This window comes from Paenibacillus sp. 598K (assembly GCF_003851045.1).
In the GTDB taxonomy this organism is placed as follows: domain Bacteria; phylum Bacillota; class Bacilli; order Paenibacillales; family Paenibacillaceae; genus Paenibacillus_D.
Map to the genome: position 1 here is coordinate 40415 of NZ_BFBX01000016.1, position 22816 is coordinate 63230.

Annotated in this window: 23 protein-coding genes and 1 pseudogene; 8 read left to right on the forward strand and 16 right to left on the reverse strand. The window is 57.3% G+C overall.

Annotation, left to right across the window (positions count from 1 at the left end):
- Positions 1-27 precede the first annotated feature (27 nt).
- Positions 28-378 (forward strand): helix-turn-helix domain-containing protein, encoded by a 351-nt coding sequence (locus PA598K_RS06710; protein WP_128656192.1) that lies wholly within the window; start codon positions 28-30, stop codon positions 376-378.
- Between the two features lie 241 nt (positions 379-619).
- Positions 620-838: a helix-turn-helix domain-containing protein gene (locus PA598K_RS06715; protein WP_221414103.1), complete on the forward strand. Its 219-nt coding sequence runs from the start codon at positions 620-622 to the stop codon at positions 836-838.
- A 169-nt stretch (positions 839-1007) separates the two neighbouring features.
- On the opposite strand, the gene PA598K_RS06720 is transcribed toward PA598K_RS06715, so the two are convergent.
- Entirely contained in the window at positions 1008-1352 is a 345-nt protein-coding gene (locus PA598K_RS06720) for a LytTR family transcriptional regulator DNA-binding domain-containing protein (protein WP_185601641.1), read from the reverse strand.
- A 97-nt stretch (positions 1353-1449) separates the two neighbouring features.
- On the opposite strand from PA598K_RS06720, the gene PA598K_RS06725 reads away from it, so the two are divergent.
- The 3 genes and pseudogenes from PA598K_RS06725 to PA598K_RS06735 all read left to right on the forward strand — a co-directional run bounded on the left by PA598K_RS06725 (position 1450) and on the right by PA598K_RS06735 (position 4094).
- Positions 1450-3021, forward strand: a complete 1572-nt coding sequence (locus tag PA598K_RS06725) for a recombinase family protein (RefSeq protein ID WP_128656195.1) — start codon at positions 1450-1452, stop codon at positions 3019-3021.
- Positions 3022-3037: 16 nt separating this feature from the next.
- Positions 3038-3430: pseudogene (locus tag PA598K_RS06730) on the forward strand (manganese catalase family protein); the annotation flags it as partial.
- Positions 3431-3551: 121 nt separating this feature from the next.
- Positions 3552-4094, forward strand: coding sequence for a DUF420 domain-containing protein (locus PA598K_RS06735; RefSeq protein WP_185601643.1), 543 nt, complete (start codon positions 3552-3554; stop codon positions 4092-4094).
- Positions 4095-4200: 106 nt separating this feature from the next.
- Here PA598K_RS06735 and PA598K_RS06740 read toward each other — a convergent pair whose 3' ends face one another.
- The 8 genes from PA598K_RS06740 to moaA all read right to left on the reverse strand — a co-directional run bounded on the left by PA598K_RS06740 (position 4201) and on the right by moaA (position 12272).
- A complete protein-coding gene (locus PA598K_RS06740; protein WP_128656197.1) occupies positions 4201-4668 on the reverse strand; it encodes a TraR/DksA C4-type zinc finger protein in 468 nt (155 codons plus the stop codon).
- A 57-nt stretch (positions 4669-4725) separates the two neighbouring features.
- On the reverse strand, positions 4726-5577 hold the full coding sequence (locus PA598K_RS06745; protein ID WP_128656198.1) for a sugar phosphate isomerase/epimerase family protein: 852 nt from the start codon (positions 5575-5577) through the stop codon (positions 4726-4728).
- A gap of 102 nt (positions 5578-5679) precedes the next feature.
- Entirely contained in the window at positions 5680-6711 is a 1032-nt protein-coding gene (gene ytvI, locus PA598K_RS06750; RefSeq protein WP_128656199.1) for a sporulation integral membrane protein YtvI, read from the reverse strand.
- 29 nt (positions 6712-6740) lie between these two features.
- On the reverse strand, positions 6741-7877 hold the full coding sequence (yfkAB, locus tag PA598K_RS06755; protein WP_128656443.1) for a radical SAM/CxCxxxxC motif protein YfkAB: 1137 nt from the start codon (positions 7875-7877) through the stop codon (positions 6741-6743).
- 178 nt (positions 7878-8055) lie between these two features.
- Positions 8056-9174, reverse strand: coding sequence for an HD-GYP domain-containing protein (locus tag PA598K_RS06760; protein WP_128656200.1), 1119 nt, complete (start codon positions 9172-9174; stop codon positions 8056-8058).
- 77 nt (positions 9175-9251) lie between these two features.
- Positions 9252-10712, reverse strand: coding sequence for a bifunctional metallophosphatase/5'-nucleotidase (locus tag PA598K_RS06765; RefSeq protein WP_128656201.1), 1461 nt, complete (start codon positions 10710-10712; stop codon positions 9252-9254).
- A gap of 65 nt (positions 10713-10777) precedes the next feature.
- Positions 10778-11251 (reverse strand): hypothetical protein, encoded by a 474-nt coding sequence (locus PA598K_RS06770; protein ID WP_128656202.1) that lies wholly within the window; start codon positions 11249-11251, stop codon positions 10778-10780.
- Between the two features lie 19 nt (positions 11252-11270).
- Positions 11271-12272: a GTP 3',8-cyclase MoaA gene (moaA, locus tag PA598K_RS06775; RefSeq protein WP_128656203.1), complete on the reverse strand. Its 1002-nt coding sequence runs from the start codon at positions 12270-12272 to the stop codon at positions 11271-11273.
- 117 nt (positions 12273-12389) lie between these two features.
- Between moaA and PA598K_RS06780 the strand changes: the two genes are divergently transcribed.
- Both PA598K_RS06780 and PA598K_RS06785 read left to right on the forward strand, forming a co-directional pair.
- Positions 12390-13127 carry a molybdenum cofactor biosynthesis protein gene (locus PA598K_RS06780; RefSeq protein ID WP_128656204.1) on the forward strand — a complete coding sequence of 246 codons (738 nt, stop codon included), beginning with the start codon at positions 12390-12392 and terminating at the stop codon, positions 13125-13127.
- Positions 13128-13226: 99 nt separating this feature from the next.
- Entirely contained in the window at positions 13227-14267 is a 1041-nt protein-coding gene (locus PA598K_RS06785; RefSeq protein WP_128656205.1) for an HD-GYP domain-containing protein, read from the forward strand.
- Positions 14268-14317: 50 nt separating this feature from the next.
- On the opposite strand, the gene PA598K_RS06790 is transcribed toward PA598K_RS06785, so the two are convergent.
- The 7 genes from PA598K_RS06790 to PA598K_RS06820 all read right to left on the reverse strand — a co-directional run bounded on the left by PA598K_RS06790 (position 14318) and on the right by PA598K_RS06820 (position 21481).
- Positions 14318-15349, reverse strand: coding sequence for a C40 family peptidase (locus PA598K_RS06790; RefSeq protein WP_128656206.1), 1032 nt, complete (start codon positions 15347-15349; stop codon positions 14318-14320).
- Positions 15350-15571: 222 nt separating this feature from the next.
- Positions 15572-16969, reverse strand: coding sequence for a Fe-S cluster assembly protein SufB (gene sufB / locus PA598K_RS06795; protein ID WP_128656207.1), 1398 nt, complete (start codon positions 16967-16969; stop codon positions 15572-15574).
- Between the two features lie 26 nt (positions 16970-16995).
- Positions 16996-17424, reverse strand: coding sequence for a Fe-S cluster assembly sulfur transfer protein SufU (gene sufU, locus PA598K_RS06800; RefSeq protein WP_128656208.1), 429 nt, complete (start codon positions 17422-17424; stop codon positions 16996-16998).
- Entirely contained in the window at positions 17411-18637 is a 1227-nt protein-coding gene (locus PA598K_RS06805; protein WP_128656209.1) for a cysteine desulfurase, read from the reverse strand. The genes sufU and PA598K_RS06805 overlap by 14 nt, the downstream gene beginning before the upstream one ends.
- Positions 18634-19941, reverse strand: a complete 1308-nt coding sequence (gene sufD / locus PA598K_RS06810) for a Fe-S cluster assembly protein SufD (RefSeq protein WP_128656210.1) — start codon at positions 19939-19941, stop codon at positions 18634-18636. The genes PA598K_RS06805 and sufD overlap by 4 nt, the downstream gene beginning before the upstream one ends.
- Before the next feature lie 27 nt (positions 19942-19968).
- Positions 19969-20748 carry a Fe-S cluster assembly ATPase SufC gene (gene sufC / locus PA598K_RS06815; RefSeq protein ID WP_128656211.1) on the reverse strand — a complete coding sequence of 260 codons (780 nt, stop codon included), beginning with the start codon at positions 20746-20748 and terminating at the stop codon, positions 19969-19971.
- A 142-nt stretch (positions 20749-20890) separates the two neighbouring features.
- Positions 20891-21481: a DUF1802 family protein gene (locus PA598K_RS06820; RefSeq protein WP_128656212.1), complete on the reverse strand. Its 591-nt coding sequence runs from the start codon at positions 21479-21481 to the stop codon at positions 20891-20893.
- A 108-nt stretch (positions 21482-21589) separates the two neighbouring features.
- Here PA598K_RS06820 and mtnK point away from each other — a divergent pair, with 108 nt between their 5' ends.
- Positions 21590-22801, forward strand: a complete 1212-nt coding sequence (mtnK, locus tag PA598K_RS06825; RefSeq protein WP_128656213.1) for an S-methyl-5-thioribose kinase — start codon at positions 21590-21592, stop codon at positions 22799-22801.
- Positions 22802-22816 lie beyond the last annotated feature (15 nt).

Sequence of the window (22816 nt, forward strand, 5' to 3'; positions counted from 1 at the left end):
ATGAATCGAATTGTGAGGAGTGTAACCATGACGCTAGGGGATAGATTGAAAAAAGCTCGGGAGAGACGTGGTTGGAATCAACGATATGTTTCAAAGATCACGAGAATTTCCAACACCTCGCTTTCGAATTACGAAAGGAATTACAGAGAACCTGATGCGGAGACTTTAAAAAAACTGGCTGAATTTTACGAAGTGTCGGTTGATTGGTTAGTTGGTGCATCAGAAAAACCCGGGGCACAATACCCCGAGCCTTCTAAAACCGAGTATATACTAAGAGAAATAGTCGAGAAATACCAACTTAATTTGAGTAATCCCGCTGAAAGAGAGAAGTTAGAAAAAATTATTGAGATTGTTGTTTCTGATATAAGTAAGAAATAAATTCTTCCAGCTCATTTACACTGATATTTTCCAAACCTTTTATTTGGTTTTTAAGAATTTCTATTTCTCTCTTAAGCTCATCATTCATTGGATGCACCAACCTTGTGTTATGTATATTGTGTAATGAAGCTTTGTGAACTAGCCAAACCGTTCCTATGTTTATTGTCTGTCCATTATATACGAACGTTTGTTCTTGTTCAAGAAAATATTACAAAAACTAAAAAATGCAAGGGGCAGTATGATGCGGTATACACCGGATCGCTGCCGCCTCATCGAGCTATACGAGGAGACTAAAATCTCACAACGGGAGCTAAGTCTGCTGTCGGGTATCTCCGAGAGTCAACTGTCCGACTATGCCCATAACCGCAAGGTAATGGGGCTCGGCGTGGCTCGTACAATTGTTCGATGCCTCCGTCTGGATTGCATCGATCAACTGTACACCTGGCGCAAGCTCGATTGATGGCGCGGAGGGTTTCCCCTCCCGATCCGATGGCGACTTCTCCTTCAGGAGAAGTCACCATCCCGCATTTAAGGCGTTCCCTTATTATACATGTTCTATTCCGACAATTCTGTCGAACCATGTCAGGTTTCCCGGAAAACTGAGGGGGGTTGAATTGTCAACTCCCCTTTTACATCCTGGATTTCTTTGCGACGATGATTTCGACATCATCGACAAATTTCAACATTTGTCCTTCTTCTGTCGGAGTTACTTTTGTGACTCTGGCATTATTTATGATCGTCGATCGGTCATAATAACTAAACCCATAAGCCTTGAGAGCCGTTGAAATATCCCTCAGTGTAAGCAGCGGCATAAACGATCCGTCGCTTGTGTGATACACTGGGACGAGATCAGAGGTCTTGCCTGGACGGCGAACGTTGATATAGTTGACGCTTTCTAATGCAAAGACAGAAAAATCGCTGTCGTCGCCCTGCCTGTTATCTGCTTTTACTCCAATGATTTTGATGACGATCACCTCAGTTGGTCTAGTTGTCAAAACCATAGTAGCGGTTTATTTAACGCTGGTCATTGATCAATATGTGGAATATTTTACTGCTAACCGGAGGTGCCTTATGGCTGATCAATATTGCATTTATCTACGCAAAAGTCGCGCCGACCTCGAAGCAGAGGCCCGCGGGGAAGGCGAAACACTGAAACGCCACAAGTCGATATTGCTCCAGTTGTCTAAAAAGCTGGGTCTGGATGTTACAGAGATTTACTCAGAGATTGTATCCGGGGAGAGCATTGCCGACCGTCCTGTCGTGCAGCAGGTGCTGCAGGAGGTCGAGGAAGGTCTGTGGCGAGGTGTTCTGGTCATGGAGGTCGAGCGGCTGGCGCGTGGCGATACCATCGATCAAGGCGTCGTTGCTCGCGCCTTTGCACTAGAGGGCACGCTAATCGTAACCCCGCTCAAAACGTACGATCCTAACAATGAGTACGACCAAGAGTATTTTGAGTTCGGTCTGTTTATGAGCCGCCGCGAATACAAAACAATCAACCGGCGGCTCCAGTCGGGCCGTATCGCATCCGTTAAAGAGGGTAACTATATTGGCAACCTGCCTCCCTATGGGTATGTCAAGGTCAAACTTGAAGATGGATCGCTAACCCTCGCCCATCATTCCGATCAGGCCGACATCGTCCGGCTGATCTATCAGTGGTACACCGTGGGCGCTGTAGATGACGACGGCCAGCTTAAGCGATTGGGCACGGGAGCGATTGCCAAAAAGCTTAATCGTATGGGCATCCCCTCAGCCAAACAAAGTATTTGGACTGTAGCGACCATTAACGCACTCCTCCGCAACCCGGTCTATACCGGCAAAGTTAAGTGGGGTGGACGGGCGAGCGTAAAGAAAAAGACAGAAAAAGGTATTGTCAAGTCCAGGCCACGCGCCAAGATCGAGGACATAATTCTTGTCGAAGGTAAACACGAAGCGATAATAGATCAGGAGACATTTGATCTCGCACGAAAGATGTTGGCGTCAAAATATCATGTCCCTGTACCAGCGGGGAAGATAATCAATCCCCTAGCGGGACTGGTCCGCTGCGCGAAGTGCGGGCGAGCGATGACTTATCGCCCCTACAACGATAGGAACATTAAGCCGCATATCATGTGCTCGAATCAGATGTGTACAAACAAAAGTTCGAAATTTGAGCATGTCGAGGCTGCGGTGCTGGCTTGGATCAAAGGATGGATTGCACACCACAAATCACAATGGGATGTGTCCGAGGATAGAGGAGCAAAGGACGCAACACAAATTAAAATCAAGGCACTCGGAAAAATGGAGGAGGAGCTGAATAAACTCAAAAAGCAAAAAGGGAGCTTGCATGACCTTCTGGAGCAAGGGGTCTATGATATGGACACCTTCCTTGAGCGCTCTGGCGTCCTCTCTAAGCGCTTGGATGACCAAGCGGCCTCTATCGCCCAGCTCACCCAGGAAATCGAACAGGAGAGGCAACGGGAGGCCGCACAGAGCGATATTGTCCCGAAGGCCGAGAACGCCATAGCACTATACTACGAGACGGAAACGATGTCCGGGCGTAACGAATTGCTCAAGACGGTTATAGACCATTGCGTCTATAACAAGGAGAAACATCAGCGTGAAGACGATTTTACGCTGGAAGTGTACCCGAAAACCCTTGCCTAGCCTAGACGTCTAACATGTTGGAACCGAGGAATTTGCCCACCTTGAGATGATCGCGACGATGATCTACAAGCTGACCAAGGATGCGACGCCTCAGGAGCTGGAAGCGGCTGGTCTTGGTCCACATTATGTAGCTCATGACAGCGCGCTGTTCTATAACAATGCCGCCGGCGTCCCCTGGACCGCCGCTTATATCCAGGCCAAAGGCGACCCGCTCGCCGATCTGTACGAGGATATCGCCGCCGAGGAGAAGGCTCGCGCTACCTATCAGTGGCTGATCGATATGACCGACGATGTCGACCTGCAGGACAGTCTGAAGTTCCTTCGGGAGCGCGAGATCGTGCACGCGATGCGCTTCAAGGAGGCGGTGGAGATGATCAAGGCCGACCGCGAGCAGCAAAAAATATTTTGACACCGGCCGCCCGGCCCCTGCATAAGCCAAAGCTGTCAAGAAGCTGTAACAATCCGCTGTTGTGTTTCGTAGCCTACATCGTCTATTCTAGAAAGTGACATGTTTATGCTCGATTTCTAGAATGGGGGCTTCGGACACCGTGGACAAATCACGTAAATACACCATTGCGATTTATATTTTCTCGGTGGTGCTGATCGGCATAATCGCGGCGCTGTTTTTCATGCCGCAATACGATGGCGATGTCGGCTTCGACATTACGATCCTGCCGCTGTTGAATGCGATTTTCAACGTGTTCACCTTTTCCTTTTTGGTCCTGTCGCTCTATGCGATCAAGAAGAAAAAAATCGCCATGCACCGCAATTTCGTCTTTGCCGCTTTCGTCACGACGTTTTTCTTCCTGATCTGTTATGTGACCTATCACTTCCTCTCCGAACCGGCGGTATTCGGAGGCAGCTCTACGATGCGAGCGATTTATCTGTTCATCCTGATCAGCCACATCCTGCTCGCCATCCTTAATGTGCCGCTGGCGCTGATCACGGTATTCATGGGACTGACGATGAAGGTCGAGCGTCACCGCCGCATAGCCAGATGGACGATGCCGATCTGGCTGTATGTAAGCTGCACAGGCGTCATCGTCTACCTGTTGATCTCGCCTTACTATTAATCAACCGCCCAAGCAAATGATCAAACGCAAGCAAAAAACGGCAAGTCCCGATGCATTCGGCGACTTGCCGTTTTTTATGAGGCGACGGCCTCAGCCGAGTCTTGCGCTATTCGGCATTGCCGTATCGCTCCAGCGTCTCCCATGCGCCGGCGTCGTCGAACTTGCCTTCGCCCGGACGGTCCTGCTCGCTGGCGGGCGGACGCGTCATGACCTCTTCCTCCGGCGGCCGTCGCTCGTCCGGGGTCGGCGACTCGGCATGCTCGACCGTACGCGTCGCCGAGGGCAGCGCCTCGAGCCGCTCGTAAGGGATCGGCTCGCCGCTTATTTCGCACAGGCCATACGTGCCGTCATCCATTCGCCTGAGCGCCGTCTCCACCCGCTCCAGCTGCGCTTCTACCGATTGGTCGAGGGCGAGGTCGCGCGCCTTCTCGAACGTGATCGTGCCCAGATCGCCAGGGTGATTGTCGTAGGAGGACAGCTCGCCGCTCTCCTCCTCGGTGGTCGCCGCCGCCTCATCGCGGCGCGCCTCCAGCTCCCGCTGCTCCTGCAGCAGCCGCGTTCGCAGCGTCTGCAGCTGTTCCGATTACAAATGAGACATCTTACCCACTCCTCCCTAAGATTAGGATGCGAACTAACGGGCGCCTGCGCCCGACCGTGCAGCCAGCCCAGCCTCTGTCGCCTGACGCAGCTCGGCGAGCTGCGCCCACCTGTCGCCCTCGCCGAGCACCGTCAGCGTGTAGGGGCCGTCAAAGCCGCACTCAGCGGCGATCTGCACGCAACGGCGATAATCGTCCAGCGCAAGCGCGCCGTCCTCGCCGACATCCGCCTTGGCATGCACAGTCTCCGCATGGGGCATCACCTCAGCGAGCTGACGATACTTGTCCTGCTGAAAATTGCCAAAGTCGGCGGTAAAACCGATCTTGCCCTGGCACAGTGCTAGCAGCTGCACACAGCTGGCAGCGTCGGCCAGCAAAGAACCAAGGTTCTCGGTGACGATCCGGACGCCGCGAGGCTCTCCATAGTCCGCGAGCATCCGCAGTCCCTCCGCAGCGCGTCCAAGCGCCTCCTGATCGGCGCTCTCGGACTCGCCGGCGCACAGGCGCACCCGCTCGAACCCGGCCGCCGCCGCGATATCGATCCAGTTGCGGAACCACGAGACCTCCAGCGCTCGACGATGCGCGTCGGCGGCCGACAGATCGCCATCGTCGACGAGCAGCGACACCAGACGAACGCCGGATCGATCGGCCGCAGTCCGCAGCTCCTCCAGATACGCGGGCGAGCTTTCCTGGAACTGGGCATAGGACAGTTCCACTCCTTCATAACCCGATTGGCCGAGCCGCTCGATGAACTCGACCAGCGTCATCTGCTCAGGGTGAGATTCGACAGTCAATTCATGCTCCTGCTTGTCGCTGTTCCAGCTGACCATCCGCAGCGGGCCGAGCTGACGCTCAAAAGACCAGCTGTTCACAGTATACAAAGCCATGTTATCCCTCCTCAGGCGGAGAGCGGCGCACCCGATGCAGCGCGCGAGCTAACCGCTCTCTTTGGGTCTACTTACCCGGGAGGACGCTATCTCACACATCGACTACAGCTTGATCCGGATCTGGAACAGCCCGGCCCTGCGCGCCGCCATATAGATGATGACGACCAGCGGACCGAGGAAAACGCCGACGATGCCGACCAGTTGGAAGCCGGCATAGAGGCTGATGAGCGCCGCCAAGGCGCTGATGCCGACCGCATTGCCCAGCACCTTGGGCTCGATAATCCGGCGAAACACCGTAATAACCAAGAAGAGTACGAGCAGCCCTACCCCGGTCGACGAATCGCCGGTCGCGAGCAGATAGAGCGCCCAGGGCACCAACACCGATCCGGTGCCCAGAATCGGCAGGATGTCGACGAGCACGATCAGCAACGCAATCGCAAGCGGGTAGCGGACGCCAAGCATCAGCAGACCGATGAGCGAGATCAGATACGTCATGACGCTCAGGGCGAGCTGCGCCCGCAGGAAGCCGAAGATCGAGGAGCGAAGATTCAACAGCACAAGATCGACCTGCTCGCGCGAGCTGTCGTCGAATAAAGAGAGAAACGCAGACTTGATGGCAGGCAAGCTGAAGCTGAAGAGGTAGATCGCGACCAGGAAGACGATGAAGAAGATAAACATGCCCGGGATGCCGGCGGCGAAGTTGACAAAGGAGACGGAGACGGCGCTGACCATGCCGGTCACCGAGGAAGAAAAACTCGACAGCCAGCGCTCGAGCTGGCGAGCCGTCTCCGGAGAGAGGCCGGAGTAGTAGGATTGCAGCTGGGTAAAAGCCTCCTGGGCATACCGATTGGCATCCCCGGCATACACCGGGACACGCTCCCAGAAGGCAATCAGCTCGGCGATGATCTTGGCGCCCAGCACCAGTATCAAGCCAAGCAGCATGACGGTAAACAGGGAACTGACGAGCGCGCCCGCGGCTGCCCGGTTCATCCGGCCGCTACGGATGCATAACTGGATGAACGGCTCCAAAAAAATAACGACGACGAGCGCCAGCATAAACGGAGCCCCCGCAGTAAACAGCAAATACAACAAGACGAGTCCGACAGCAATCATGGCCAGCGCGCGAAGCGACATCGATGCACTTCCCCCTCGCAAAATAGCGATTATACCGGGTCGATGGCCTTCCTGATCGTAAAATCAACCTCCTGGTAATACATGTCCTTCACCAGCAGATTCGGTCCGCAGCAGCCGGCTGCCACGCAACGGCAATCGACGCTGCGCGCCAGCTCGCTCTCGCACCAGCGATTGAACAGGTCGTCCAGCCGATCGTCGGCGATGTTGCCAAACGAGGCAATATCGGCAAAATCAGTCACGAACACCTCGCCGGTGAACAGATTGACGTTGATCCGATTGCGCCCGTCCGGATCATTGCGCACCGTGACTGCCGGCGCTTGCCGAAGCTTGCTCAGCAGTTCCCGCTCCCGATTGTCGTCGCTGCATGCGTAGAAGGGCAAAGTGCCGAATAGCATCCAGATGCTCGGATCGCGGTGCGCGAGCAGCCGCTCGATCGCCTCGAGCATCTGCCCCCTGTCGATCGCCGGCAGATTGGCGGCGAAGGCGCTTGGGTACATCGGATGCACCTCGTGACGGAGACATCCCATCTCGACGATCAGCCGATGGATCTCGTCGATCCGCTCATGCGTCCGATAGTTGATCATCGATTCCGCCGAGACGAACAATCCGCCCTTGCTCAGCCGCTGCGTGTTGTCGATCATCCGCTCGTACAGCTTGGCGGCGGCAGGCCGCCCCACGGCATGCGGCGACCTGGCGAATCCGATCTGATGGAAGTCGTCCAACCCGGTATAATTAAAGGATATGTGCATGACGTCCAAAAAAGGTGCGATTTGTTCATAACGACTCAAATCGAGCGTAAGGTTGGAATTAATCTGCGACCGAACGCCGCGCTCGCGCGCATAGCGGAGCAACGGCAGAATATATTCGCGCACCGTCTCTTCCGCGAAGGTGGGCTCTCCGCCAGTGATCGAGATCGTCTGCAGATGCTCGACCTCATCCAGACGACGCAGCATATCCGCTAGCGGCAGCTTGGATGGCTCCTTCCAGACGAGCGTATCGCCGACCGCGCAATGCTCGCAGCGCATGTTGCACAGATTGGATATCGTCATCTCGACGCTCGTGAGTACATGCTTGCCGTGCTCGCGCAGCGAGAGAATCGGGTCCCAAGGGTCCCAATCGGGAGATATCGCAGGAAGCCGAAGGCTCCCATTGGTTATAGCTTGCATCATTGATCAGCACCTGACTCTTTTAAGTATGACTTGCCTCTACTTATTGTAAAGCTCGAAGCTGGGGCATGCAATGCCCATTCGTCGCCAAGCGTGCTTAAGGCTGAGCTTGCTTACATCCATGCAAAAAACTTCCTGCTTCTGCCCCAGCGGGAGAAGAGGAAGTCGACGACTCCGGTTAACCGGATGTACCCTCCGGGGTAGCAACGCGATGCTCATTGACGCTCGTAATCATAATCGACAGCTGCTTCATCATATCGATCTCGTAGGGCTGGGCTAACGGCTCGCCGTACTCATCATAGAGCACCCGAATCATCGGCCGTTGCGGATATAAAGGGTCATAGCCGGCGACGACGCCGCTTTCGCCGGTATTCAGGCCGACGCTAACGCCCACCGGATAGATGACGATTTTGTCGCGGAACATCCGCACCATCCGCTGTTCATAGAGCGTCCCTGTCCCCGCGTAGAGTCCTTCGATGGCCTGATGCGGCAACATCGGGGAACGATAGATCCGGTTGGTCGTCATCGCATCGTAGGAATCGACCAGTCCGATCCATTTGGCGTAATCGTGAATTTCGTTGCCCTTGATCCCCCGCGGATAGCCGCTGCCATCGAGCCGCTCATGGTGCTGGTAGGCGCAGTGCGCCACGATCAACGGCAGGTTCGGTTGGTCCTTGAGCAGCTTGAAGCCGCGCTCCGCGTGGGTTTTCATCTCGGCGAACTCCGCCTCCGTCAGACGCCCCGGCTTCATCAGGACATCAGTCGAGATCTGCGTCTTGCCGATATCGTGCAGCAGAGCACCCATCCCCAGCGTGATCAGCTCCTCTTGGCTTAGCCCGTCGGACATGCCGAGCAGCGACGTGTAGATGCATACGTTCAGCGAATGCTGGAACAGGTAATGATCGACCAGGCCCATATTCATCAGCATGAGCATCGCGCCTTGATGATTGCTGATTTCCTCGAGCAGCATCGTCATGACATTACGGAACTGCTTGGCTATGTAAGGCTTCGGGGCGCTTTTGCTCTGCTTGGCCGGGTTCATCAGCTCCCGGAAGCCGCTGCGAATCTCGTTGAGCGCCCGGATCCGGGTCTCGTCGCTGATCATCTCGGGGACGACCAGATCTTCGGTCATCGCGTCTTCGATATAGACGAAGTCGACGCCGCATTGACGCAGCCTTGTGATGAGATTTTGCGTCAATTCGACATGCTGGCCGAGCAGCACGAGCCCATCCTCCGAGAAAATCCGTTTGGCTAATTTCATGCCAGGCTGGCACATTGTAATGGGCACCAAGCGCATAGTTATCGATCCCTGCCCGTCATCTATTGTCGTCCCTCTATTATCGGCATAACACGCTCGTAATGTTAATGTAATGTTTACACCTGCTCGCCAGCCGCATGCCACCTGGCGCTTAGGCACTCGGTCACAGCAGCCGGATCGCCCAGCTCGCGAGCCAATACATCGCGGATGAATTCCGGCAAGAAAAACTCCGCCCCCTCATGCTCTCGGAGGCTAAGGTAGCCGGCGCCGAAGGTGAACATGTCGATGGTGCCGACGGTATAGATGCCATCATCGCGCAGCGGCTCACCGGTCGACGTCACGGTCGCCTTCACCAGCTTGGCATAGTCAGGCGCCGAGGTGTCGTAGACGATATCCAGTCCGTCGACCGCCAATGTGCCGAGCACAAGCCCTCGGAACCCGAAGCCTCGGATCTCCAGCTCTGTAAACTGGGACAACAGCGCCTCCTCCAGCGCTCGTCGCAGCTGCGATCCGCCCAGCCGCAAGCGGCAAGGATTGATCGGCGATGGACACAAGGCATGGAGCTGACCTTGCGTCACGACGCCCTCCGCCAGCCCTCCGAGCAACTGGCCATTGTTGACGATCCCGATATCCGCCCCAGTCCAGCGGCGCAACCCGGCCGCCAATAGATTGGACAGCGGCGACTCGCGCTGGCTGCTCACAGGCAAGGGTTGGTTTAGCCGAGTCACAGCAAAGCTTAGTCGCTGCTCGCCGGACTCCCGGTAGCTGCGGACGATCGCAGCCGCTTCGGGATCCTCCACGGCCGCCGCTACTGGCACGCAGCCGGCCCGGATGACAGGGCGCGTCCCCGGCGCAGCCAGCTCGATCTCGACGCGTCCCAGATACTCTCCGAACTTGCCGGCGGCGCAAATCGTCGTGCTGCCGACGACTCTGCCCTCCTCAAGCAGATGATGGGTATGCCCGCCCAGGATCAGGTCGATCCCTTCGATCTCGGCAGCGATGCGTTCGTCGGTAGACAACCCGAGATGCGACATGACGACGATGACGTCGACGCTAGGCCGCAGCAAGGCCACCTGCGCTGCGATCGCTCCCAACGGCTCGGTCGCTTCCCAGCCGAGCAAGCTGTAAAACGGGCTGAATGCCGCCGTCGCGGCGACCAGGCCAAAGCGGATGCCATTGCGGGTCAGCACGAGATGGGCCGACAGCCACTCCGGCAGCTCGCCCGTCTGGCGATCGAGCAGATTGGCGCAGATGACGGGGAATCGGGCGTGCTCACGATAAGCGGCTTCCAGCTGCGGCTTGCTGTAGGTGAGCCCTTCGTTGTTGCCCAACGTTACCGCATCGTAGCCCGCTTCGTTCAACAGTTCGATATTGACCAGACCGTCGCTTCCCTCGGTCTCCAGACGCATCCGGTCCATATGGTCACCGATATCCAGCAGCAGCACATGCTCGACGCCGCTGCTGCGTCTCTCCTCGGTGACGAGGGAGGATATCCGGGCCGCCTGCTCCAGCCGGCTATGGATATCGTTACTATGAAGCAGGATCACTTGTCGCGATGCCGACGCCTTGAATTTCATACTGACCTCCTTCGCTTGCTCCTGGCATACAGCTGCCGGCTTCGCATGCAGCTCTGTTTGTCGTCTTACCTCTTGCGCAGTTGCGCCGGCTCGACGATATTCCTGAACCCATAAGTTGCCTCGTCCTCTGGTAGCGGCTGCTCGTCGAATACCATCGCGGCGAGCTGCTTGACATGCAGACAATCGCTCGCGCCACCCGGCACATACAAGCGGATCGGGCCGCCCCGACGAAGCGGACCGCCGTCCTCGTCCGCGATCCCAAAGGCTGCTCCATCAAGCTGCGCCCAAGGGATATGCGCCTCGAAAGCGTCATGGGCGCGCACATGCAGCGCCGCGGGCGTCTCTGTCCCAGTCACACCGCAGGCCGCCCGCCACGCCGCGTACCACTGGTGGAAGTCTACCGCCAAGCCGGCCGCGCCGGGCACTCGCTCGCCGATCGGGAATACGTCGCCTCCGAGCTCTCTCAGCTGCTGAGCGGTCTGAGAGCCATTATCCGCCCCTGCGTGCTCAATGCGCACCGCCTGTGAATGATCCTCCATCTCGATCTCCTCCTCTGCTTCAACCGCCAATCTGGGACATCCGCCGACTGGTCGGAATATGGCTTTGCGCACCGTCGGCCAGCTTGGCGGCCATCTCGTGGCTCTCCGGCTTCAGATCCATCGCGCGGCTGTACAGCTCCAGCATGGATGCGCGATCGCCTAGCGCCGGACGAACATCCAGCTCATCGACCCAATACAGGCACGGCTTGATGTAGCCGTCCGCAGTCAGCCGCAGCCGATTGCACTGGCTGCAGAACTGATCGCTCACCGGGTGGATGAGCCCAAAGCTGCCGACCCCGCCGACGAGCCGCCAGTTCTCCGAAGGCCCATTGCCGCTGATCGCCTCTCCCGGCTCCGTCTTATAGCCCTGCTCTGCAGCAATCTCATGGACGCGCGCGAGCGGCAAATAATGCTTTTTCCAATTGTCGTCGGCATGGCCGATCGGCATGTATTCGATAAATCGCACATGCAGCGGCTGCTCGTAAGCCAGTCTCAAAAATGCAGCAATCTCGTCCTCATTGATCCCCTTGAGCAGCACGCAATTGAGCTTAATCGGCGTGAGCCCAGCAGCAGCAGCAGCCTCGACGCCCTCCAGCACCCGCTTCAGCTCGCCTCTTCTGGCGATCAATCGAAAGCGCGAAGCGTCCAACGTGTCGAGGCTAATATTGACGCGGGTCAGCCCCGCCGCCTTCAACGCCTCCGCATGCGGCGCGAGCAGCATGCCGTTGGTCGTGAGCGCAATATCTTCAATCGCCGATATGGCGGATAGTCTGCCGATCAGCTCAGGCAGTCCGGGACGGACGAGCGGCTCGCCGCCTGTAATGCGCAGCCGAGTGATGCCCAGCTCCGCGCCCGCCTCCACCACTTCGACGATCTGGTCATAGCTTAACAAGGTCGAGGCGTCCGCGAACGCCACCCCTTCCTCGGGCATACAGTACAAGCAGCGCAAATTGCAACGATCGGTCACCGAGATGCGCAAGTAGTTATGAACACGGCCGAAACGGTCCGTTAATGCGGTCATCGCTTGCACTCCTTTCTATCCAGTAAACACAACTTCCACTGCCTAGCATAACATTTTTCGGTCCGTTATGATATGCTAGTTGTGAAGTGAAACCTTAACTGTGCGAGGTAAAATAGCATGAAATACACCTATACAATTCAGCTGTTCGCCGGCTTGTCCGAGCGATTCGGCCAGGCTTATCTGCAGTTGGCAGCCGAGTCGCCCGAACTTATGGCGAGCGAGCTCAAAGCGCTGCTGGCGCAGCAGTATCCGGAGCATGCCAGCGCGATCGCCGTCAGCTTCCTGGCCGCCAATCAGGCGTATGCCGCCGACCACGATGCCGTCAGCCATGAGGAGGAGCTGGCGCTCCTGCCGCCCGTATCGGGAGGCGAGGATACCGAACTGGCCGATGTCATCGTCAATGAAGCCGATGGCCCTTACAGGATCAGCTCGCTGCCGCTTGCGCCGCAGCAGACGGAGGCGCTCGTCATCGTGCCCGAGCACGGCGCCGCCTTGAGCTTTATCGGCACGACTCGAGAGTGGACCGCAGGACAGCGCACGGTCTTGCTGGAATATGAAGCTTATGTGCCGATGGCGCTCAAGTCGATGCGTCAGATCGGCGACGAGATCGGCGAGCGCTGGCCTGGCGCCCGATGCGCCATCGCGCATCGGATCGGCAGCGTGCCCGTGGGCGAGATCAGCGTCGTTATCTCCGTCTCCGCCCCGCATCGCGACGCCTGCTACGAAGCCAGCCGATATGCCATCGAGCGGCTCAAGCAGATCGTGCCGATCTGGAAAAAGGAAATCTGGGAAGACGGCTCGGAATGGAAAGGTCATCAACAAGGGCCCTGGAACCCTCTTACGGGACAGGAGTAGGTCGAAAGTTAGGGAAAAATGTCGATTTGCATGTTCCTATTATTGCCATCGGTCCTTACAGTTGATAAAATAGGGCAAATGATGCAAATGAGGTGTCCTATGAAGGTGCATGTGACAGACTTGCGAGAAGGCGATCGCCTCAGCAACGACATTTTTAATCCTTATGGCCTAAATGTCCTCTCTGAGGGCACGCTCTTGCACTCGCAAGAGATCAACAAGCTTTTGCAGCACCAAATTGATTATGTTTTTGTCGAGCGGATCGAAGAGACAGCGCATCCCCAGTCTCCCGCTCCCCCCGTCGAGCTCGCTAACAAGGTGTACCAGGAAGCGACCCGTCAGTGCGCTGCATTGTTCGACGAGGCCCGCCTGACGGGACGCATCGATACGGCAAGTGTCGATGCGTCCTTTGCGCCGCTCGCCGCTACCGTCCAGCAACATCGCGATGTCGTGTCGATGCTGCTGCAGTTGAATACGAAGGACGATTATACCTACCAGCATTCGGTACAGGTCGGCATGCTGTCCTATTATTTGGCTACTTGGATGGGGCTAGACGAAGCAGAGGCATTAGCCGCAGGCAGAGCAGGCTTTTTGCACGATATTGGAAAATGCCGCATTGAAAACGCTATCTTAAACAAGCCGGGCAAGCTGACTGAGACAGAATTTGCAGAGATCAAGAAACACCCCCGCTACGGCTATGATATCATCCGCGAATCCTTTGCCGACGAGGCGCTGGCGATCCCCGCCTTGCAGCATCACGAGCGTCTTGATGGCAGTGGCTATCCCGCCGGACTGCGGGGCGAGACGATTACGCAGGTTTCTCGCATCGTCGCGATTGCCGATATATACAGCGCCATGATCTCGTCCCGAGTCTATCAGAAAAGCCGGGATCTGCTGTTCGTGCTGCAGGAGCTTCATCGGCTCAGCTTTGGTCAGTTGGATCCGCACGCCGTCCAAGTCTTCATCCGCCACATGATCCCGAACTTCATCGGCAAGCAGGTGGAGCTCGCTTCGGGACGGAAGGGCATCATCGTCATGACTAATCCCAACGATTATTTCCGCCCGCTGATCCAGCTCGAGGACGGCTTCCTGGATCTCTCCCATCATCCTGAAGAAGAGATCGCTAGCCTCCGAATGGAATAGATTTAGTAAAAAAAAGCAGCGCCTCTTGATGCAAAGAGACGCTGCTTTTTTTAGTCCGCCAGACGTTTGGCGAACAGGAACGTTTCCTTCCAGTACGCTTTGTTGATGTCGGTCACCTGCACCCCGTCCTCCGGCAGCGGGCTGGCGTGGATCATCTTCTGAGCGCCCATATAGATGCCGACATGTCCGACCTTCTCATTGCTCTTGAACCGGCCAGGCACGTAAAAGTACATCAAATCGCCGATGCGCAGCGAACTGCGCGGCACATACGCGCCTTCCTTGGCTTGTGCTCTCGCGGTACGGGCCAGATCATGGCCAAACTTGCTGTAGATATACCGTGTGAAGGAGGAGCAGTCGAAGCGCTTCGTGCTCTTGTCGTCAGCACCGAACAGATACGGTACGCCATCGTACTTTTTCGCCTCCTGAATAACCGCGCCGCCGTTGGTCACGAGCGCCTGCAGCACCGCCTGATCCTTGACAGCGGCCTGGCTGTTGCCCGGCCAATTGTCGCCCCGCAAAAACGACCCAGACGACTCCAGCACCGGCTCCGGCGTCTGCGACGGGTCCTGCGGGTCATCGGCGAAGCTCTCGCCATCACCTGCCTCCGGGTCGCGATACCCTGGCGCCGGGAAGATGACGATCTCCCGCTCCTGCCGGGCAAATACCGCTTCATCGCCGAACAGCCGCTTCACCGACTCGACCGGCAAAGCCAGACTGTCCTCCTGCTTGCGCGCCGGCGCCTCCAGCTCGACGTCGGCCTCCTCCTTGCTCGCCTTGCGCGCGTCCACGACGAACCGCCAGATGACATCATGGTCGCCGATTAGGTATTCGCGCCGATCCTCCGACCAGGCAGTCTTGAAGCCGATCTGCTGCGCCATCTGGCCGATGTCGACATAGTCGAGCCCCTCCAGCTCGAAGATCTCTACTGCCGACTGCCCTTGCGCCAGCATGCGGATCTCTTCCGTTCCCTGTTGCTGCGGCGCCGCTTCCTTCCCGCATCCGGCGAGCTGCATGGCTAGCAGCAGGCTTCCTGCCGTTAGACCAATGGTGCACCAACGCGCGCGCGACTTGCTCTTACACATGATCGTAACCTCCTGGATGGACTCACTTCCTATTTTAGGATGTTCCGTATCCTGAGAATTATACAATCCGAGCGACACAAGCAAAACAAAAAGAAGACGAGCTCAAAAGCTCGCCTCCTACAATAAAAGATCAATCTGAACCGGCACGAAACTGGCACGCCGAGATTCAACGTACACAAGATAAGTCTCGAAACCCTTGGTGCAGCCAACGGGTTCGGGGCTTTACCCGATCGAGCCTTCCATTTCGAACTTGATCAATCGATTCATCTCGACGGCGTATTCCATCGGCAGCTCTTTGGTGAACGGCTCGATGAAGCCCATGACGATCATCTGGGTCGCCTCGTCCTCGGACAGACCGCGACTCATCAGATAGAACAGCTGCTCCTCGGACACTTTGGATACCGTCGCCTCATGCTCGAGGGTGATGTTGTCGTTTAACACCTCGTTATACGGGATCGTATCCGACGTCGACTCGTTGTCGAGGATAAGCGTGTCGCATTTGACGTTGGCCTTGGAGCCTTCGGAGTTGCGGCCGAATGAGGTCAGTCCGCGATACGTCACCTTGCCGCCGTGCTTGGAGATTGACTTGGAGACGATCGTCGACGTCGTATCCGGCGCCAGATGCGTCATCTTCGCGCCTGCGTCCTGGTGCTGGCCTTTGCCCGCTACCGCGATCGAGAGCACCATCCCCTTGGCGCCGCGTCCCTTGAGGACGACTGCCGGGTATTTCATCGTCAGCTTGGAGCCGATGTTGCCGTCGACCCAGTCCATCGTCGCATTCTCCTCGGCAACGGCGCGCTTGGTGACGAGGTTGTAGATGTTCGGAGCCCAGTTCTGAATCGTCGTATAACGGACGCTTGAGCCCTTCAGACAGAGGATCTCGACGACCGCGCTATGCAGCGAGTTGGTACTGTACACCGGTGCGGTACAACCCTCGACATAGTGGACCGAGCTGCCTTCATCGGCGATGATGAGCGTCCGCTCGAATTGTCCCATGTTCTCCGAGTTGATGCGGAAGTACGCTTGCAGCGGCACCTCGCACTTGACGCCCGGAGGCACATAGATGAAGCTGCCGCCGGACCATACCGCGCTGTTGAGCGCGGCGAACTTGTTGTCCGTCGGCGGAATTACAGTGCCAAAAAACTTTCTGAAAATCTCCGGATGGTCCCGCAGCGCCGAGTCGGTATCGGTGAAGATCACGCCTTGCTTCTCCAGATCCTCTTGCATGCTATGGTAGACGACCTCGGACTCATACTGCGCCGAGACGCCCGCCAGGAACTTCTGCTCCGCCTCGGGAATGCCCAGTTTGTCGAACGTCTCCTTGATCTCGGAAGGCACTTCCTCCCACGTCTTGCCCTGTTTCTCCGACGGCCGCACATAGTACTGGATCTCGTCGTAGTTCAGCTCCTCCAGATTGCCGCCCCATTTCGGCGTCGGCATCTTGAAAAACTGCTCGAGCGATTTCAAGCGGAAATCCAGCATCCATTCCGGCTCGCCTTTAATTTCCGAGATGGTGCGGACGATTTCCGGGGTCAGACCTTTCCCTGATTCGAAGATCGCCTTATGCTCGTCGCGAAAACCGTATTTGTACTCTTCCATTTCCGGCATTTTCTTCGCCATCGTTCTCAACCTCCTGTAAGCCTAATTTATCCGTTCTGCCGTTCCTGCTCGATGCCTTTGCGAAGCGCATTCCAGGCCAGCGTCGCGCACTTGATGCGGGCAGGGAACTTGCTGACTCCGGAGAGAGCTTCCAGCTCCTCATAATCGAACTCGACCGGCTCGCCCTTCATGAGCTGAGAGAAGCGCTCAGCCATAGCCAGTGCCTCCTCCAACGTCTTGCCCTTGACGGCGTCCGTCATCATCGAGGCCGACGACAACGAGATCGAGCATCCCTCGCCCGTGAAGCGGGCTTGCTTGACGATACCGTCAGCTAGCTGCATCGAAAGCGAGATGCGGTCGCCGCATGTCGGGTTATTGAGATTAACCGTAACCGCATCGTCTGCGAGCTCGCCGCGGTTACGGGGATTTTTGTAGTGATCCATTATGACTCTGCGGTACAAATCATCCAATTGCATGACCGAAGAACTCCTTTGTCTGTAGTAAGCCATCCACCAAGGCGTCCACATCCGCTTCGTCATTGTACAGATAAAAGCTGGCGCGCGCCGTCGCGGTAACATTGAGCCAACGCATGAGCGGCTGACAGCAATGATGGCCGGCGCGGACGGCGATGCCCTTGCTGTCCAGCACAGTCGCTACGTCATGCGGATGCACATCGTCCAGATTAAAGGTGATCAGGCCAACCCGGCCGCTCGCCGGTCCATAGAGCGCGATGCCGTCGATGCTGCTCAACCGATCGTAAGCGTAAGCGGCCAACTGCTGCTCATGGCGATCGATCGCATCCATACCGATCTCCTCCAGGAAGTCGATCGCCGCCGCCAGACCGACAGCGCCCGCGATGATCGGCGTGCCGCCCTCGAACTTCCAGGGCAGCTCCTTCCACGTCGACTCGTACAGATCGACATGATCGATCATCTCGCCGCCGAACTCCACCGGCTCCATCTGCTCGAGCAGCCGCTTCTTGCCATACAGCACGCCGATGCCGGTAGGCGCGCACATCTTGTGGCCCGAAAAGGCATAGAAGTCGCAGTCCAGATCCTGCACATCGACCTTCAGATGCGGCGTGCTCTGCGCCCCGTCGACGACCATCACCGCGCCATGACGATGCGCGATCGCGGCGATCTCCTTGACGGGATTGATGACGCCGAGCACGTTGGAGGCGTACACGACCGACACGACCTTGGCGCGCTCGGTAATCGTCGCCTCTACATCCGCCAGATCGATCGTCCCGTTCGGCTGCAGCGGGATATAGCGGAGCGTGGCGCCCGTCGCCTTGGCGACCTGTTGCCATGGGATCAGATTGCTATGATGCTCCATCGGCGTCAGGACGATCTCATCGCCCTCGCCGCATACCGCACGCGCGTAGCTCGCCGCCACCAGGTTCAGCGCCGTCGTCGTGCCGCGCGTGAAGATGATCTCCTCGGTGCTCGCGGCCCCGATGAAGCGGGCGACCCGCTCGCGTGCGCCCTCGTAGGCGTCCGTGGCGCGCGATCCGAGCGTATGCACGCCGCGATGCACGTTGGAGTTGTTCCATTCGTAGTAACGGCTCACCGCCTCCAGCACGGCGCGCGGCTTTTGCGAAGTCGCGGCATTGTCCAGATAGACGAGCGGATGCCCGTTCACTTGCTGCTGCAGGATCGGGAACTGCTCCCTGAGCTCGCGGGCATTCATGACTGGAGCTTCCTCTCGAGCAGCTCGCGCAGCTGAGTCCGGACCGCCTCGACCGGGATCTCCGATACGACGGGAGCGAGGAAGCCGTAGATAATCAGACGCTCGGCTTCGACGCGCGAGATGCCCCGCGACATCAGATAATGGATCTGCTCCGGGCTGACCTGGCCGACGCTCGCCGCGTGGCCAGCGGTAACGTCATCCTCGTCGATCAGCAGGATTGGGTTGGCGTCGCCGCGCGCTTTGGGGCTCAGCATCAGCACCTTCTCCGCCTGCACGCCATTGGCTTTGGTCGCGCCCTTCTCAATCTTGGTGATGCCGTTGATGATCGCTGTCGCCTGGTCCTTCATGACGGCGCGCGTCACCATGTTCGAGTCGGTGCTCTTCCCGAAGTGAACGGCGCGCGTCGTCAGACTCATCTTTTGGTCGGCAGCGCCGATGCTGATGATCTTGGCATCCGAGGTCGAACCATCGCCATCAAGGCTCGAGGTCGTATCGGACAATACGCTGCCATCATTCAGATCGCCGATAATCCACTCGATTCCGCCGTCCCGCTCGACTGTCGCGCGACGAATCGAAAGGTCGATAACGTCGGCATCGAGCTGATGGATCGTCGCGAAGCGAACCTTCGCGCCGGCCTTGACGATGACCTCCGCCGCTCCGTGATGGATCGACGGCTTGCCTGCGCGGCCAGCGGAGATGACGCGGTCGACATAGGTGACGCGGCTGTTCGTCTCGGCGACGATCAGGATGTGCGGCGCGAAGGTCGCCTCCGGATCGTCGGTCAGGAACAAGGCCTGTACCGGCAATTCGACATCGACGTTTTTGGGCACATAGAGGAAGACGCCGCCGTTCCATAGCGCTGCGTGCAGCGCGTTCAGCTTGTCCTCATCCTGGCGGACCGCCGTGTGGAGGTAAGGACGAACCAGATCGGCATGCTCGCGCGCAGCCGTCTCCAGATCGGTGAAGATGACGCCTTGCGCCTTCAGCTCCTCCGACAGCTGCCGGAAGACGATGCTTGAGTTGTGCTGCACAAGATAGTCTCCCCCAGTTTGCTGAGGCAGATAAGGTTGAATGACGGCAGGCAGATCTTCTGTCCGACTAACCGGCTCAGCTGCCTTGTATTCGCCCAGTGCGCCGAGCGCCCAGCGCTCGATCCGCATTTTCTCCGGCTTGGGCCACTCCAGGCCCTCCGCCCGTTCTGCGGCTTCGGCCCGCAACGCTGCCAGCCATTCGGGCTCCCGCTTAATGAGGGATAGCGCCTCGGACGAACCGCGCGTAACCGGAGTCGATAATTGTGTACTCATAGATATGCTCTTCTCCTTTCGTTACCCTCAGGCTTGACCTACAGTTTCGTCTACGATGCCGAGCTCTTCCTTCACCCAGTCGTAGCCTTCGTTCTCCAGTCGCTGCGCCAGCTCGGGACCGCCAGACTTGACGATGCGGCCTTGCATCATGACATGGACATAATCCGGCGTAATATAGTTCAGCAACCGCTGATAATGCGTGATGATCAGGAAGCCGCGCTCCTCAGAACGCATGCTGTTGACGCCCGCTGCGACGATCTTGAGCGCGTCGATGTCCAGACCCGAGTCGATCTCGTCGAGGATGACGATCTTCGGATCGAGCAAGAGCATCTGCAGGATTTCATTGCGCTTCTTCTCCCCGCCCGAGAAGCCTTCGTTCAGGTAGCGGTGCGCAAACTCGGGATTCATGTCGAGTTCCTTCATCTTGGCTTCCATCTGGCGGATAAATTTGATCAGCGAGATTTCATTGCCTTCCTCGCGACGCGCGTTAATGGCGCTACGGAGGAAGTCGGAGTTGGTAACGCCGGAAATTTCGCTCGGATATTGCATCGCCAGGAACATCCCGGCGCGCGCGCGCTCATCGACTTCCATCTCCAGCAGATCTTCGCCGTTCAGCTCGGCCGAGCCCTCTGTCACCTCGTACTTGGGATGGCCCATCAGCGCTGAGGCCAGCGTACTCTTGCCGGTTCCGTTTGGTCCCATGATCGCGTGGATCTCGCCGCCTTTTATTTCAAGGTTGATACCTTTAAGGATCTCCTTATTGTCGATCGTTGCTTTCAGCCCGTCAATTACAAACTTCGTGGACATGATGTATTGCTCCTTCCAATTGGGTTCAAATTTTTCTTATCGCTCGCCGGAGCGGCATTCTCAATGATTCTCAATCTAATCTTATAATAATTCCTGTTACAAAGCAATCAAGGGATCGAAAGTAAGCGCTATTCGGACGGCATTATCCGAGCGCTGCGCGAATCTGTCGACATCTTGCCTCATATTCCGTGTCCGTAAGCACCGGCTCAAGCGAAGATTGCGGCACATCGTCCTCGATGCTCACCCAGGACTTGCAACCGAGATAGGGCGCACGCATCGGCACATGAGCAGCCTCCGTCAGCCGCCATGCCCGGATCAACAACAGATGCAGCGGCTGCTTGCGCTTCCAACGAAGGCGCTGCTCCGCCATCTCTTGCGTCCAGATGTGATAGGGGTAGAGCTTGTCCAACGTCTCCTGGTCCCGAATCTCCAGCTCTTCCGTTACTTCGCCATACAGCGAGAGCTGCACGGTCTCCGCATCCGGCTGCCATTCGCGCAGCGTATCTTGCAGCGTCGCCTGAGCCTCGGGCTTCAGCAGCTCGGCCTTTTGATGCTCGTAGGTCTCCATAAGATAGAAGGCCGGGCTGAGCAGTTGGAACGCTTTCGCCTCCTCGGCGATGCCTCCTTTGCGCAGCAGCAGGATCTGCTCGCCCGACGCAAGCGCACGCACCACTACCGCCCACTCCTTTAAGGCGACAGCCTCGCGTCCCCCGTTCGTCGCTCGATTGTTCATATCCGTCCTCCTCCATCGGTTTTTATCCTATTATATCAGTTCGGGGTATTCCAACGCGAAATAATATTCGTTATACTAGGCTACAGAACTATTGGAGGTGGGACCCCCTTGTCAACATATCACCCATTAACCGAGCAGGAAGCGATTCAAATGGCCCGCTCGCTCGAAAACTTCTTCCCTGCGGACGCCGAGCTGGGATGCCGAGAGATCGGCGACGGCAATCTTAATCTCGTCTTCCATATTACTGACACCGTCAGCGGCAAAAGCGTCATCCTCAAGCAGGCGCTCCCTTATGCCAAGGTCGTCGGCGAGTCCTGGCCGCTCACCCTTGACCGGGCCCGCATCGAGAGCGAAGCGCTTATAATAGAAGGTAAGCTGGCCCCCGGACTGGTGCCGCAAGTATATAGCTACGATCCGCAGCTCGCGCTGACGGTCATGGAGGACCTGAGCAATCACACCATCATGCGGCGCGGTCTGATCGAGGGCAACCGGTATCCGCAGTTCGCGGACGACATCTCGACGTACATGGCCGCCAATCTGTTCTTCACCTCGGATCTGGGCATGAACCAGCAAGAGAAGAAGCTGCAGTCCGGGCGCTTCATTAATCCCGAGCTGTGCAAAATTACCGAAGATCTGATCTTCGACGATCCGTATACCATTTCGTCCAACAACAGCTATGACGCCGCCATCGCGGACGCCGCCCAAGCGCTGACGACCGATGAGGAGCTGCACTTGGAGGTCGCCCAGCTGCGCCACAAGTTCCTGACCAGCGGACAAGCACTGCTGCACGGCGATCTGCATACCGGCAGCATCTTCGTCAAAGAAGATTCGACCAAGGTCATCGACCCTGAATTCGCTTATTACGGCCCTGCCGGCTTCGACATCGGCGCCACGATCGCTAACCTGCTGCTCAATTATGTCGCCCAAGAACATTGGCATCAGGAAGAAGCGGCGCGCGCCGATTACCGGCGTTATCTGCTGGATACGGTGCGGGACATCTGGACGCAGTTCGAACGCAAATTCCTCCAGCTGTGGGAGGAGCATGGCGTCGACCGTCTATTCAATACCGCCGCAGGGTATAAAAAATGGTATATGGCTCAGCTCCTACAGGATACCACAGGGTACGCGGGCTGCAAAATGGTCCGGCGGATCGTCGGCCTCGCTCACGTAGCCGACATCGACACGATCCCTGATGCCCAGACCAAAGAGCGTGCGCAGCGGATCGCGCTGCAGATCGGCACCGAGCTGATCAAACGCAATCGCCAAACGCAATCGATCGAGGACATCCTCGATATCGCTGAATCTGCTATCCGCATCTAACAGAATGCAAGTCGA